The sequence below is a fragment of the Enterobacter cloacae complex sp. FDA-CDC-AR_0132 genome (assembly GCF_003010695.1).
GTDB classification, from domain to species: domain Bacteria; phylum Pseudomonadota; class Gammaproteobacteria; order Enterobacterales; family Enterobacteriaceae; genus Enterobacter; species Enterobacter ludwigii.
On record NZ_CP027618.1, the window covers coordinates 1,098,492 to 1,113,959 of the forward strand.

At 53.7% G+C, this 15,468-nt stretch carries 11 protein-coding genes; 4 read left to right on the top strand and 7 right to left on the bottom strand.

From position 1 onward, the window contains the following. Positions 1-53 precede the first annotated feature (53 nt). Positions 54-1,556, top strand: a complete 1,503-nt coding sequence (locus AM379_RS05330) for a helicase HerA-like C-terminal domain-containing protein (protein WP_032679058.1) — start codon at positions 54-56, stop codon at positions 1,554-1,556. On the opposite strand, the gene AM379_RS05335 is transcribed toward AM379_RS05330, so the two are convergent. Beyond that, positions 1,536-2,477: a TIGR01212 family radical SAM protein gene (locus AM379_RS05335; RefSeq protein WP_106504349.1), complete on the bottom strand. Its 942-nt coding sequence runs from the start codon at positions 2,475-2,477 to the stop codon at positions 1,536-1,538. The two genes, AM379_RS05330 and AM379_RS05335, sit on opposite strands and share 21 nt — an antisense overlap. 682 nt (positions 2,478-3,159) lie before the next feature. Between AM379_RS05335 and gltB the strand changes: the two genes are divergently transcribed. Both gltB and AM379_RS05345 read left to right on the top strand, forming a co-directional pair. After that, the gene (gene gltB, locus AM379_RS05340; RefSeq protein ID WP_032679060.1) at positions 3,160-7,620 is read left to right on the top strand and encodes a glutamate synthase large subunit; all 4,461 of its coding nucleotides are present in this window, start codon (positions 3,160-3,162) and stop codon (positions 7,618-7,620) included. Between the two features lie 9 nt (positions 7,621-7,629). Continuing rightward, positions 7,630-9,048 carry a glutamate synthase small subunit gene (locus AM379_RS05345; protein ID WP_014171835.1) on the top strand — a complete coding sequence of 473 codons (1,419 nt, stop codon included), beginning with the start codon at positions 7,630-7,632 and terminating at the stop codon, positions 9,046-9,048. Between the two features lie 105 nt (positions 9,049-9,153). Here AM379_RS05345 and AM379_RS05350 read toward each other — a convergent pair whose 3' ends face one another. The 6 genes from AM379_RS05350 to sspA form a co-directional block, all read right to left on the bottom strand. Beyond that, a complete protein-coding gene (locus AM379_RS05350; protein ID WP_014171836.1) occupies positions 9,154-9,714 on the bottom strand; it encodes a membrane protein in 561 nt (186 codons plus the stop codon). Next, complete coding sequence (locus AM379_RS05355) at positions 9,711-12,131, bottom strand: fimbrial biogenesis usher protein (RefSeq protein WP_106503525.1); 2,421 nt, start codon at positions 12,129-12,131, stop codon at positions 9,711-9,713. Before AM379_RS05355 ends, AM379_RS05350 begins: the two co-directional genes overlap by 4 nt. 9 nt (positions 12,132-12,140) lie before the next feature. After that, a complete protein-coding gene (locus AM379_RS05360; protein ID WP_106503526.1) occupies positions 12,141-12,845 on the bottom strand; it encodes a fimbria/pilus chaperone family protein in 705 nt (234 codons plus the stop codon). A 120-nt stretch (positions 12,846-12,965) separates the two neighbouring features. Then, entirely contained in the window at positions 12,966-13,649 is a 684-nt protein-coding gene (locus tag AM379_RS05365) for a DUF1120 domain-containing protein (RefSeq protein ID WP_020883513.1), read from the bottom strand. A gap of 379 nt (positions 13,650-14,028) precedes the next feature. Continuing rightward, positions 14,029-14,520 (bottom strand): ClpXP protease specificity-enhancing factor, encoded by a 492-nt coding sequence (gene sspB, locus AM379_RS05370; RefSeq protein ID WP_025202910.1) that lies wholly within the window; start codon positions 14,518-14,520, stop codon positions 14,029-14,031. 5 nt (positions 14,521-14,525) lie between these two features. Then, positions 14,526-15,164: a stringent starvation protein SspA gene (gene sspA, locus AM379_RS05375; protein ID WP_025202909.1), complete on the bottom strand. Its 639-nt coding sequence runs from the start codon at positions 15,162-15,164 to the stop codon at positions 14,526-14,528. Here sspA and AM379_RS24080 point away from each other — a divergent pair. Beyond that, positions 15,163-15,465 (top strand): hypothetical protein, encoded by a 303-nt coding sequence (locus tag AM379_RS24080; protein ID WP_148296959.1) that lies wholly within the window; start codon positions 15,163-15,165, stop codon positions 15,463-15,465. The two genes, sspA and AM379_RS24080, sit on opposite strands and share 2 nt — an antisense overlap. Positions 15,466-15,468 lie beyond the last annotated feature (3 nt).

Sequence of the window (15,468 nt, forward strand, 5' to 3'; positions counted from 1 at the left end):
TTTTGCCGTCAGGTTGCCTATACTCGACCGAGGACTAAGAGAGGAAGCGCATTATGAGTACACCATTGTTAATTGCCCGCACGCTGGACAAAGAGCTGTTTTTACTGTCCGCGATGGCCAACCGCCACGGTCTCATCACCGGGGCCACCGGGACGGGGAAAACCGTGACCCTGCAGAAGCTGGCAGAGTCGCTTTCAGAGATCGGCGTACCGGTCTTTATGGCCGATGTAAAAGGCGATTTAACCGGTGTGGCTCAGGAAGGCACTCCGTCCGAAAAACTGCTCGACCGACTCAAAAATATCGGCATCACGGACTGGACACCGCACAACAATCCGGTCGTGTTATGGGATATTTTTGGTGAGAAAGGTCACCCTGTACGTGCAACCGTCTCCGATCTCGGTCCGCTGCTGCTGGCTCGTCTGCTCAACCTCAACGATGTGCAGTCCGGTGTGCTGAACATCATCTTCCGTATTGCCGACGACCAGGGTCTGCTGCTGCTTGATTTCAAAGATCTGCGGGCCATTACCCAGTACATCGGTGATAACGCCAAATCGTTCCAGAACCAGTACGGTAATATCAGCAGCGCCTCAGTCGGGGCCATCCAGCGCGGGTTACTGACCCTGGAGCAACAGGGTGCCGAACATTTCTTTGGCGAGCCGATGCTGGATATCAAGGACTGGATGCGCACCGACAGCAACGGGAAAGGCATCATCAATATTCTGAGCTCAGAGAAGCTCTACCAGATGCCGAAGCTCTACGCCGCCAGCCTGCTGTGGATGCTCTCTGAACTGTACGAGCAGTTACCTGAAGCCGGCGATCTCGACAAACCCAAGCTGGTCTTCTTCTTCGACGAGGCGCACCTGCTGTTTAACGATGCGCCACAGGTTCTGCTGGATAAGATTGAACAGGTGATCCGCCTGATCCGCTCTAAAGGCGTCGGCGTCTGGTTTGTTTCGCAAAACCCGTCCGATATTCCTGACAACGTGCTGGGACAGCTCGGCAACCGCGTACAGCATGCCCTGCGCGCCTTTACACCGAAAGATCAGAAGGCCGTCAAAGCCGCCGCACAAACCATGCGAGCGAACCCGGCATTTGATACCGAAGCGGCCATCCAGGCGTTGGGCACCGGTGAAGCGCTTATCTCTTTCCTGGATGCAAAAGGCAGCCCGTCCGTTGTGGAACGCGCAATGGTGATTGCCCCTTGCTCCCGGATGGGACCCGTGACGGACGATGAACGCAACGGCCTGATTAACCGCTCCCCGCTGTATGGTAAGTATGAGGACGACGTGGATCGCGAGTCGGCATTCGAGATGCTGCAAAAAGGGGTACAGGCCACCACCGAATCCCAGGACGCGCCTACCGCCAAAGGCCAGTCTGTTGCCGTGGACGACGGCATCCTGGGCGGGCTTAAGGATATCCTGTTTGGTACAACCGGACCACGCGGCGGCAAACGCGATGGCGTCGTGCAGACCATGGCGAAAAGTGCAGCGCGTCAGGTCACGAATCAGATTGTACGCGGCATGCTGGGGAGCCTGTTAGGCGGTCGCCGCCGGTAAGCGGGGAACCCAGGGGCGACCAAGCGCCGATCCCTGTACGCCGTGCTCTTGCAGATAACGGTCGATTTCCACCATCCCCGTCCAGCGGTTCTCACACCAGAGCGGTGCAAGAAGCGTTGGACGGCGGGCGCTGGCGGAGATGCGGTGGTAGACAATCTCCGGCGGGGTGTGCCGAATCATCTCCCCCGCCGTCATCGTATACGCGTCAAGCTCAATACCGGTTAAGCGCCCGGCTTCCCAGGCTTTGGCCATGATACTGCCCTTTACGATGTGCAGTGGATGCAGCTTAATTCCGTCTACACCGGTCTCGACCACCTTTTCCAGCGTCTCAAGACCGTGCTGCTGCCCTTCGCCTGGCAGGCCGACAATCAGGTGCGAGCACACCTTTAGCCCACGCTCACGCGCGAGACGTGTGGTGCGCTGGTAACAGGCGAAATCATGTCCACGGTTGATGCGGTGCAGAGTTTTGTCGTGCGCACTTTGCAGGCCCAGCTCCAGCCAGATCTCATACCCCTGCTCCTTGTACTCGCTGAGCAGGTCCAGTACCGCTTCCGGCACGCAGTCCGGGCGGGTGCCCACACACAGCCCTACGATACTGGCCTGACTTACCGCCTGCTGATACATGGAGCGCAAGACCTGTACTTCCGCCCATGTGCTGGTGTAGGCCTGGAAATAGGCCAGATACTGTTTCGCACGGTTGACCAGACTCGCCTGATGGGACAGCTGTTCGACGATGGAACGATGCTGCTGCGCTTCGTCAGCAAAAGACGCCACATTACAGAAAGTACAGCCCCCGCGCCCGATCGTCCCGTCACGGTTCGGGCAGCTAAAACCGCCATGCAGCGTCAGCTTGTGAACCTTTTGCCCATAACGCTGCAAAAGATCCCCACCAAACATGTTGACTAATTTCTGTAACTGCATAATCTGATAGACCGTCCCAAAGAAAGGGGACAAGCCTGCCATTTTTAGCCTCTGTCGGCGATGACCTGGATCAATCGCCCTGGACGGCCTTTATCTCTATGAATAAATACTCAGGATTACTGCAATTTCATTCATGCCGATTATGATTACTTTTCCTTATGTTCTGATTGTTTTTTTCACTTATAGCGCCAGCACTGAAAAACAGTGACTTTATGCGGGTTTGCATTTCATCATAGAGAATTATTCTGCTAAAAAACGGCTATTCAGCACGCTACATCGATAATACCGCTTTCATATAGTGAGTCAGATCACACTCCGCTGCGTCTCACCACAGCTTACAAACGTTGTAAATAGAGTTGAATTTCTTTTATATACAAATAGTTAATAGCTCTTTAGCACATTTTTGTATAAATAAGATTGCCATTTGACCTGTGTACCAATTCCCGATAAGTTGGAAATCCGCTGGAAGCTTTCTGGATGAGCAGCCTGCTCATCATATTTATGCAGTAATTGAGATTCCCTCTGAAGCAAGTCCTCAAACTTGTTTACCTGCGCGAAAGGATGAAAAAGAGGGCGAATGCGAGGTACGCGTATGAAACGCAAACCCCGTCGCCATGCTCTTTCTGTGCCTGTGCGCCACGGTTCAGTGGGAAGCCCGACGAGCCTGGGGAGGTTCACTGATATGTTGTACGATAAATCCCTTGAGAAGGATAACTGTGGTTTCGGCCTGATCGCCCACATAGAAGGCGAACCTAGCCACAAGGTAGTGCGTACTGCTATTCACGCACTGGCCCGCATGCAGCACCGTGGTGCCATCCTTGCTGATGGTAAAACCGGCGACGGTTGCGGTCTGCTGCTGCAAAAACCGGATCGTTTCTTCCGTATCGTTGCGGAAGAGCGCGGCTGGCGTTTAGCCAAAAACTACGCTGTCGGTATGCTGTTCCTGAATCAGGATCCTGAAAAAGCTGCCGCCTCACGCCGCATCGTCGAAGAAGAACTTCAACGTGAAACCCTGTCTATTGTTGGCTGGCGCGATGTGCCAACCAACGAAGGGGTACTCGGTGAAATCGCCCTCTCCTCGCTGCCTCGAATTGAACAGATTTTTGTTAATGCCCCTGCGGGCTGGCGTCCGCGTGATATGGAACGCCGTCTGTTTATCGCCCGTCGTCGCATTGAAAAACGTCTCCAGGACGACAAAGAGTTCTACGTCTGTAGCCTCTCTAACCTGGTGAACATCTATAAAGGTCTGTGTATGCCGGCTGACCTGCCGCGCTTCTACCTGGACCTGGCGGACCTGCGTCTGGAATCGGCCATCTGCCTCTTCCACCAGCGCTTCTCCACCAACACCGTCCCTCGCTGGCCGCTGGCACAGCCGTTCCGCTACCTGGCGCACAACGGCGAGATCAATACCATTACCGGTAACCGCCAGTGGGCGCGTGCTCGTACCTATAAGTTCCAGACGCCACTGATCCCTGACCTGCACGATGCCGCGCCGTTCGTTAACGAAACCGGCTCTGACTCCAGCTCCATGGATAACATGCTGGAGCTGCTGCTGGCAGGCGGTATGGATATCGTGCGCGCCATGCGTCTGCTCGTGCCACCGGCATGGCAGAACAACCCTGATATGGATCCAGAGCTGCGCGCGTTCTTCGACTTTAACTCCATGCACATGGAGCCGTGGGATGGCCCGGCGGGCATCGTTATGTCCGACGGTCGCTTTGCTGCCTGTAACCTGGACCGTAACGGTCTGCGTCCGGCACGCTACGTCATCACCAAAGATAAGCTCATCACCTGCGCCTCTGAAGTCGGTATCTGGGATTACCAGCCTGACGAAGTGGTTGAGAAAGGCCGCGTTGGCCCGGGCGAGCTGATGGTTATCGACACCCGCGGTGGGCGCATTCTGCACTCTGCTGAAACCGATAACGATCTGAAGAGCCGCCATCCGTACAAAGAGTGGATGGAGAAAAACGTTCGTCGCCTGGTGCCATTCGAAGATCTGCCGGATGAAGAAGTGGGCAGTCGTGAGCTGGACGACGATACGCTCGCCAGCTTCCAGAAACAGTTTAACTACAGCGCCGAAGAGCTGGATTCCGTGATCCGCGTACTCGGTGAAAATGGCCAGGAAGCGGTCGGCTCCATGGGTGACGATACCCCGTTTGCCGTGCTCTCCAGCCAGCCACGCATCATTTATGATTACTTCCGTCAGCAGTTTGCGCAGGTGACCAACCCGCCAATCGATCCGCTGCGTGAAGCACACGTGATGTCACTGGCCACCAGCATCGGTCGCGAGATGAACGTCTTCTGCGAAGCTGAAGGCCAGGCGCACCGCCTGACCTTTAAATCGCCGATCCTGCTGTACTCTGATTTCAAACAGCTCACCACCCTGAAAGAGGATCACTACCGCGCCGACACGCTCGATATCACTTTCGACGTGACCGAAGCGACCCTCGAAGAGACGGTGAATGCGCTGTGTGACAAAGCGGAACAGATGGTGCGTAACGGTACCGTTCTGCTGGTGCTCTCTGACCGCAATATTGCGAAAAACCGTCTGCCGGTACCGGCCCCAATGGCGGTAGGTGCTATCCAGACGCGTCTGGTCGATAAGAGCCTGCGCTGCGACGCCAACATCATTGTTGAAACCGCCAGCGCCCGCGATCCGCACCACTTTGCCGTGCTGTTAGGCTTTGGTGCGACGGCTATTTACCCGTACCTGGCCTACGAAACGCTGGCGCGTCTCGTGGATACCCGTGCTATCGACAAAGATTACCGCACGGTGATGCTGAACTACCGTAACGGCATCAACAAAGGCCTGTACAAAATCATGTCCAAAATGGGCATCTCGACCATCGCCTCCTACCGCTGCTCGAAGCTGTTTGAAGCGGTCGGTCTGCATGACGACGTGGCGACACTTTGCTTCCAGGGTGTTATCAGCCGTATCGGCGGTGCCGGATTCGCTGACTTCCAGCAGGATCTGATGAACCTGTCGAAACGCGCCTGGCTGGCACGTAAGCCGCTGGATCAAGGTGGTCTGCTGAAGTATGTCCACGGCGGTGAATATCACGCTTATAACCCGGACGTGGTGCGTACGCTGCAACAGGCCGTTCAGAGCGGCGAGTACAGCGATTACCAGCAGTATGCTGAACTGGTGAACAGCCGTCCGGCGGCGACGCTGCGCGACCTGCTGGCGCTGAACCCGGGTGATGAAGCCGTCAGCATTGACGACGTTGAGCCTGCCACTGAACTGTTTAAACGCTTTGACACCGCGGCAATGTCCATCGGTGCGCTCAGCCCGGAAGCTCACGAAGCGCTGGCTGAAGCGATGAACAGCATCGGCGGCAATTCAAACTCCGGTGAAGGTGGTGAAGACCCTGCCCGTTATGGCACCAACAAAGTCTCACGTATCAAGCAGGTTGCATCCGGTCGCTTTGGCGTCACGCCAGCGTATCTGGTTAACGCCGACGTGATTCAGATTAAAGTCGCTCAGGGTGCAAAACCGGGCGAAGGCGGCCAGTTACCGGGTGATAAAGTCACGCCGTATATCGCCAAATTACGCTACTCCGTACCGGGTGTGACGCTGATTTCTCCGCCACCGCATCACGATATTTATTCTATCGAGGATCTGGCGCAGCTGATTTTCGACCTGAAACAGGTCAACCCGAAAGCGATGATCTCCGTGAAGCTGGTTTCCGAACCGGGCGTTGGCACCATCGCGACCGGTGTGGCAAAAGCCTATGCGGACCTGATCACCATCGCCGGTTATGACGGTGGTACCGGGGCAAGCCCACTCTCCTCCGTAAAATACGCGGGCTGTCCGTGGGAGCTTGGCCTGGTGGAAACCCAGCAGGCGCTGGTGGCTAACGGTCTGCGTCATAAGATCCGTCTGCAGGTGGATGGCGGCCTGAAAACCGGCCTCGACATCATCAAGGCGGCGATTCTGGGTGCGGAAAGCTTTGGTTTCGGCACGGGCCCTATGGTCGCGCTCGGCTGTAAATACCTGCGTATTTGCCACCTGAACAACTGTGCAACCGGTGTTGCAACCCAGGACGAGAAGCTGCGTAAGAACCATTACCACGGCCTGCCGTTCAAAGTGACGAACTACTTTGATTTCATCGCCCGCGAAACCCGTGAGCTGATGGCACAGCTGGGCGTGAAACGCCTGGTGGATCTGATTGGCCGTACCGACCTGCTCAAAGAGCTGGAAGGTTTCACAGCCAAACAGCAGAAGCTTGAGCTGTCTAAGTTGCTGGAAACTGCCGAGCCACATCCTGGCAAAGCGGTCTACTGCACCGAGAATAACCCGCCGTTCGACAATGGCGTGCTGAACGCGCAGCTGCTGCAGCAAGCGAAGCCGTATGTGGATGACAAGCAGAGCAAAACGTTCTGGTTTGATATTCGCAACACTGACCGTTCTGTCGGTGCATCGCTTTCCGGTTACATCGCGCAAACGCACGGTGACCAGGGCCTGGCGGCCGACCCGATTACCGCACACTTCAGCGGTACCGCGGGTCAGAGCTTCGGCGTGTGGAACGCCGGCGGCGTTGAACTGTATCTGACCGGTGATGCCAACGACTACGTCGGTAAAGGCATGGCGGGTGGTCTGCTGGCGGTGCGTCCGCCGGTCGGTTCTGCCTTCCGTAGCTGCGATGCCAGCATCATCGGTAACACCTGTCTGTACGGCGCGACCGGTGGTCGTCTGTTTGCAGCGGGTCGTGCAGGTGAACGTTTCGCCGTACGTAACTCCGGTGCCATCACCGTGGTTGAAGGTATCGGTGATAACGGTTGTGAATACATGACGGGCGGGATTGTGTGCGTCCTGGGTAAAACCGGCGTGAACTTTGGCGCAGGCATGACGGGCGGTTTTGCTTACGTCCTGGATGAAGACGGTGAGTTCCGCAAACGCGTGAACCCTGAACTGGTGGAAGTGCTGGACGTTGAAACGCTGGCTATCCACGAAGAACACCTGCGCGGTTTGATTACCGAACACGTGCAGCATACCGGTTCTTCGCGCGGCGAAGAGATCCTGGCCAACTGGCCGGCGTTCTCTGCGAAATTCGCGCTGGTTAAACCGAAGTCCAGCGATGTTAAAGCCCTGTTGGGTCACCGTAGTCGTAGCGCAGCAGAGCTGCGTGTGCAGGCGCAGTAAGGAATTCAGATGAGCCAGAACGTATACCAGTTTATCGACCTGCAGCGTGTTGATCCGCCAAAGAAACCGCTGAAGATCCGTAAAATTGAATTTGTAGAAATCTATGAGCCGTTTTCAGAAGGCCAGGCCAAAGCACAGGCAGACCGCTGCCTGTCCTGCGGTAACCCTTACTGCGAATGGAAATGTCCGGTCCATAACTACATCCCGAACTGGCTGAAACTGGCCAACGAAGGACGTATTTTTGAAGCTGCCGAGCTGTCTCACCAGACAAACACCCTGCCGGAAGTCTGCGGCCGCGTGTGTCCTCAGGACCGTCTGTGTGAAGGTTCCTGTACGCTGAACGACGAATTTGGCGCGGTGACCATCGGTAATATCGAACGCTATATCAACGATAAAGCCTTCGAAATGGGCTGGCGTCCGGATATGACCGGCGTTAAGCAAACCGACAAGCGTGTGGCGATCATCGGTGCGGGCCCGGCGGGCCTGGCCTGTGCGGACGTTCTGACCCGTAACGGCGTGAAGGCGGTGGTCTTTGACCGCCATCCGGAAATCGGCGGTCTGCTGACCTTCGGTATTCCGGCCTTCAAGCTGGAAAAAGAGGTCATGACCCGCCGCCGTGAAATCTTCACCGGTATGGGTATTGAGTTCAAACTGAACGTGGAAGTCGGTCGCGACGTGCAGCTCGACGACCTGCTGAAGGATTACGACGCCGTCTTCCTGGGCGTGGGAACCTATCAGTCCATGCGCGGTGGTCTGGAAAACGAAGATGCGCCGGGCGTATTCGACGCACTGCCGTTCCTGATTGCCAATACCAAACAGATCATGGGCTATGGCGAAACCGCCGATGAGCCGTATGTCAGCATGGAAGGCAAACGCGTGGTGGTGCTGGGCGGGGGTGATACCGCGATGGACTGCGTGCGTACCTCCATTCGCCAGAATGCGGCACACGTGATCTGCGCCTATCGTCGTGACGAAGAGAACATGCCGGGCTCTAAACGCGAAGTGAAAAACGCGCGTGAAGAGGGCGTGGAATTCCAGTTCAACATCCAGCCTCTGGGTATTGAAGTGAATGCCAACGGCAAAGTGAGCGGCGTGAAAATGGCGCGCACTGAGATGGGTGCGCCGGATGCGAAAGGTCGTCGTCGCGCAGAGATCGTGGCAGGTTCCGAGCATGTGATCCCGGCCGATGCCGTAGTAATGGCGTTCGGTTTCCGTCCTCACAGCATGGAGTGGCTGGCGAAGCACAGCGTAGAGCTGGACTCTCAGGGTCGTGTTATTGCGCCGGAAGGCAACGAAAACGCGTTCCAGACCAGCAACCCGAAAATCTTTGCTGGCGGTGATATCGTTCGCGGTTCCGACCTGGTCGTTACCGCGATTGCCGAAGGCCGTAAAGCCGCTGACGGTATTCTGAACTACCTGGAAGTGTAAGAAATAAGCCGGATGGCAAATACCATCCGGCTTTTTTTATGCGGTTAACCGCCTTTGATTTTCCCCCTGCAGCTCCGCTTTTCTGTGGTGCCGCAAAAAGAAGGGTTACTTCGTCAATAAGCTCCAGGTCAAATCACTTTCCAGCGTAGTTTGATCTGTCAGATGGCTGAACGCGCTTTCGTTGAGTACCGGAGAGAGCGTTACGTTGAAACTCATCTGCTGGCCGGAAGGGACCTGGTTATTCTCAAGCGCAATCACCGCCTCGTTATTACGCAGATAGAACGGCGTCGGCGTACCGTTTTCCGGCGTAAAATTCAGCTGATCGACCGTTTTGCCCACGGTGTAACTTTTGCCATCGACGGTCATGTTGTCAATTTTGACTGCGACACCGCCGGACTGTCCAAAAAGAAACCGCCCCTTATCTCCCGCTGTACCGCGCAGTATCACCGCCATCTGCTGAGACTGAGGGCAAAAAACATTTACCGTGATGTCACGATCGGCCATTTTATGCCAGTCCTGCTGCGTCGTTTCGATCGTATCCCGGCGCATCTCATGATAATCCACCACCGGCTGTGAGAGACTGAGCTGGCAATCTTCAGCATGGGTTATTCCTGTCACACCGAGCATCAGCAAGGCCACTAAGCCCGATAAGTGTCGACTGTTCATCGGCAGACTCCGTTCACTTCTTCATAGAAGGCATTTTCGTCACGCTTATCAGCCAGGGTGTAATCAATCTTACACAGTCGGTTATTGTCACCGTCTAGCGCGTAGAGCGCACTCAGCTGATCGGCATCGTTAATAAAGACGTGGCCATCATCAACCGTGGTCACGATATAGTTACCTTTCTCATCAACAATCGAGATCCCTTTACTCAGGGGCTGACCGTCAGCCTGCTTAACACTTAGCATGACGCGGCGGCTGTTGAGTACTTTGAAATCAATCTCGCTGACCGAGGCATGGCCTGCGGCAATATATTTCGTGCCGTTAGCCAGCGTCATACTCTGCGGCAGCTTATTAGCATCAATTTCTATGCGGGAGTTATGCCATTCGTTGAGTGAAGGTACCACGGCCTGGCCCCATGGATCGGTCCAGACGGTACCTTGCGGAGTGGAGATTTCAACGCCGCTCTTCTTCTCGCTCAGTCTGGCAATCGCGAAGGTGTCCTGAATCGTATACGGCGAGAAAGTCACACCCTCTTTATGCATGGCCACGCCACCCGACAATGTCGCATTGTAGTTCCGCTGATTATCCCCACTGGTTCCGCCCCCCACGCTCAGTTGCGTATAGCGCAGGTTAGTGTTGATGTTGCCGTTGAAGCTGTTGTCTTTCGAATCCTGATCGCGATCGGCTGAGATGTAATAGTTCGTATTGTCTCCCAGCGAGCCGCTGTTAGACGCGCCATAGGAGGTGCTATCACCCTGTTTACGCATATAGGTACTGATGGACTGACTGCCGCCGAGCGGGATGCTCACGTTGACGTAGAACATCTCATTGTCCTGATCGTCATCGACATTACCGACCGCACTTTGCCAGTTCATGGATACTGACGCGTACGTAAAGGTCTTGCCCCATGACAGCAAGAGGTAACGTGAATCTTCACCGTCACCGCTGGTCTGGTTGTAGTTGAACCCTGCGCTAAACACCCCCGCCAGAGGGGAGGAGAAACGAACGTTGCCGGAATAGGTGTTGTCATATCCCTGATAATCATCGTCCATCGCATCAGCCAGTTCGCGATACTCTCCGCTGTAATGCGTCGCACTGCCTGAAAGACCGACGTACTCGTTCAGAATGTAATCACTTTGCAGCTCGGTTTTTACCCCGCTGCTGCTGTCACCAAAGCTCGCATTGCTGACTGCCGCGCCCGTTGAAAGGGTCCAGTCATCGCTTACCAGGAACTCTGTCCTGCCGCCTGCCGCCTGATAGTTTTCCGCAGCGGCACCTGAAGCCAGGAGATTCATCCACGGAGAGACACGCCAGCCGTCAGAGATGTTCATCACCAGCGGATCGTTATAATCGCTGTCAATGCTGCGCACCTGACCTACAGAAAGGGTTAGACCCTGCGGGCGTGAAAGGTTGCGTGCCCTTACCTGAGACGCCGGGACGATGAAACGGTTAGTTGCGCCGTCGGATTCCACCACCGAGACGTCCAGATCCACATTGTTGCGAACCACGGGCACGTCATCCAGCGTGAAGGGGCCGGCTGGCACAAGGGTACTGAAGACCAGTTGACCGTTCTGGCGGATTTCGACACGTGCCTGGGAAGACTGGGCAATACCGGAAACGCTCACGCCAGAGCTTGCTCTCGCCAGACCGCTGGTCGGCATAAACTGAACGCCGGTAATCGGCACCCCGCTCAACACGTTGGACATGGCGTTGATTTCACCCACCTGCATCGTCATTTTTTGCGCGGTAAAGACATGCTCTGCATAGGTGTAAATGCTTTCGGCATTCCGGCTACCGTCGTCATCCGTCAGGATATAACGGCTGCGCAGCGCCCAGTCCATCGTGTTGAATCCGGCTTCCAGGCTGGCCTGAGAGTAGCGGCTGCTGTCATTGTCACCATAGTCGTTATGGGTGCTGAACAATGAATAGTTCAGCAGCGCCGCCGTTCCGCCATGCTGGAAGTTTTTGATATCCGACGACAGACTGTTCACCGCTTCAGCTGGCAGATAGAGTTCAACGGCCTCCTGGTTAGGCAAGGCGTTGATGACGGCTTTAGGATAGTTATCCCGAATATCATGACACTCCTCACCGGACTTTATTGACACAGGCATCAGCCCAGCAAACTCCATGAGATCGTTATCAAAGCAAAGCATGCCATCGTTGTTGAAACGAACTGCAGCCATTCCTCGCTCTTTCCCGTTTACCTTCACCGAAACGGAGTGGGTTCCGGGTAAAAAGCGTGGTGCTTCTGCGAAGTAATGGTTGAGATCTTTATTCAACCCCAGCGTTTGCATTATCCCCGTGTCGAAGGTGACCTCCCTCGCCAGAACGGATGTTGAATCAAGTAACACCAGAGGTAATGTGCCGCAAAGAATGGCGCGGACACAAAGTGCAAGGCGGCTTTGTTTACTCACCGTCATATCCCTATTTTATTTATTTAATTCCGACGTAAAGCTCGGTACCTCAACGCCATAGCGGCTGGCCGGGAAAAACTTAACGCTGCTGTCACCGCTGACTTTCTTACTCATATCAGCCGTTAGCGTTTCGCCAGGAAGAATGTAGGTTTTGGACAGAGAGGCACTCACACCTGAAGGCATCAGCATCACGTTCTGCCCAAGACGGACCACATATTTGCTGGGATTGTTCACGGTGACGGACGTGCCGTTTGAGGACCACTTCAGGAACTTCCAGGCATCAGTGACCACTCCCAGGGATGCCGGACGAATAAGCACGGGGATATCCTGGCGAATGTTAATGCCAATCTTTATTTTTTTATCATCGTTTTTAGGCGGAATACCGTCGAATGTGACGCGTTTATAATGCTCTACATCCAATGGCTGTTTGTTCTGAAGAATAAAGCGCAGCTGCTGCGTCTGACCTGGCTCAAGACGTACCACCGGCTGCGTTGCAATAAGCTTAAGACCGATATCGTCCGGCAGGTCAACGACATTTGTATATAAAAGTGAAGGATGCGAATCGGTATTCTTGACGTTAATCGTTCCACTGTGCGTCGCTTCATCAATGATTAACAGACTGGTTTCAGGCACCATGCCTTCTGCATGTACAGCAACACTGGCAGATAATAACGCGGCAGTAATCAGCGTGTTAAATAAAGTAGATTTTAAACAATGCATAATAATATCTCCTTGAAAGCAACAACAGAACAGTCCATGTTTATCGCGCCGTTAAAAAGAGAGTAAATGCAGCGCATTTACTCTCCGGTTAATTAAATTACGTTTACTCGATTAAAAGTCTTACAGATAACGCAGGCTGATAGTCACCTGACCATCAAGCTGGGTGTCATCAGTGATCGCCAGCGTGGTGGTATCCTGGATCGCCAGAGAGGTCACCAGTGGGAAGGTTGCGGTCTGGAACGCCAGTGGAGCCAGGGTGCCAACAGTTGCAACGGTGAAATCACGATAGTTATCGCCCTGAGTTGTACCGTTGGTGCTCTTTGACCAGTTACCGGTAGCATTCTGCTGGTAAATTGGGTCAACTTTAGCGCCGTCAGCCATTACGCTGTCAGTTTTAACGAACAGCGAGTATGTTCCGATGTTCACTGGTGTTGTACCTGTTGTTTTACCTACACCGTAAGTCTGGCTTTCAGACGAATTAGAACCACCACCAAACATGCCATTCTCAACGGTGAGTTTCGCGTTAGAATCAGCGCGATCGTCAATCATATTCCAGGACACTTTTGTTGCTGCGGTGCAGGTAATAGTCAGATCGATGTCTTTCTGGCCCAGCTGGTTAACTGCCGTTGAGCTTAAACCACCCAAACTAACTGTGCCGTAGTCAACCGTTCCGCCGTTGCTTAACTGAGGCGTACAGGCTGAATTAGTCAGCGTACCTTTGACTTTCAGAACGGCAGTCGGGTTAGCCGCAAAAGCGGATGTCACACACAGAGAGAGCGCAGTAGCGAGTAAAACCTTTTTCACTTGTTATTCCTTAACATATGAGTAATTGCAATATTAAATACAGCAGGGATAAATAAATTTACCCCATACTGTTTATCGTCATGCTTGAGAGCATGCGTAGATAATATAATCTTTATAAATACAAGCAATTTAGAAAAATTAATTTATGGATTTAGAATAACGTTATCAATAAGTGATATTTATTTATAAGAGTGTATATAGCTTTAAAACGACATATTATATTCAGCGGAGATATAGCTTGAAATTATCCGAACGGTGGGGGCAAGCAAAAAAGAAGGGATGTATATAATTTACTTTATTAAACGTTTTGACATAAAAAGACATAAAAAAATCCAGCTAGTCTGAATAACTAACTGGATAGTCGATAAAAATGCTTTTACTACTTCACAACGCGCAGTGCCGGACGGCCTCCGCGCGGCGGCGGATCGTCATCAGGATCGTCATTGTGATCGGGCTTGTCACCCTCAATGACCGACATCAGCGTTTCGCTTTCGTTTTCCGAAGCGCCGTTTTCGTCATTCAGGCCGACAACATCCTCGTCATAAGCCGCTTCCGGCTCAAACATGGTGCCTGCACCGTTTTCACGCGCATAAATCGCCAGCACCGCAGCCAGCGGTACAGAAACCTGACGCGGCACACCGCCGAAACGCGCGTTAAAGCGCACTTCGTCGTTGGCCAGTTCAAGGTTACCCACCGCGCGCGGCGCGATGTTCAGTACGATCTGCCCGTCACGTGCATATTCCATAGGAACCTGCACGCCCGGCAACGTCACATCCACAACCAGGTGCGGCGTGAGCTGGTTATCCAGCAGCCATTCATAGAAGGCGCGCAGCAGATACGGACGGCGTGGGGTAAGTTGTGACATTTCCACAGTCATTAGCCTCGGCCGAGACGCATTTCACGTTCCGGTTCAGTTAAAGATGCCAGGAAAGAATCGCGTTCAAATACGCGAGTCATGTAGCCCTTCAGCTCTTTCGCGCCCGGACCGCTGAACTCTACGCCCAGGGTTGGCAGACGCCACAGCAACGGCGCCAGGTAGCAATCTACCAGGCTGAACTCATCGCTCAGGAAGAATGGTTTCTGACCAAACACAGGAGCAATCGCCAGCAGCTCTTCACGCAGTTGCTTACGTGCAGCGTCTGCTTCAGCAGAGGAACCGTTGACGATAACGTTCATCAGCGTGTACCAGTCTTTTTCGATACGCTGCATGTACAGGCGGCTTTCACCACGTGCAACAGGGTAAACAGGCATCAGTGGTGGATGCGGGAAACGCTCATCCAGATATTCCATAATGATACGGGATTCCCACAGGGTCAGCTCGCGATCCACCAGCGTCGGTACGCTTTGGCTCGGGTTGAGATCGATCAGATCCTGAGGCGGGTTATCCTTTTCCACATGCTCGATCTCAAAACTGACACCTTTCTCGGCCAGCACGATACGAACCTGATGGCTATAAATGTCAGTAGGACCAGAAAACAGCGTCATTACCGAACGTTTGTTGGCAGCGACAGCCATGAAAACCTCCAGGTATATTCAGAATTTTTACTGCTACCAGCCCAAACAGGGCCAGCCAGATGTTGTATCGCCCATCCCAGGGAAAACACATTGTTCAAGAATCGAACAAAAAACGAGTATTCACCGATATTTGGGCAGAAAATTGGATGATAGTTTACCAGATTTTGATGGCTTTGTGGTGAGGGGATTCTGGAAATGTGGAAAAAGAGAAGATATATGCAGTGATGCTGTGGATAACCTGCACATTATCCATAAAAAAAAACCCGCCGAAGCGGGTTTTTCGCCAATCGTTTCTGCGTAAGCA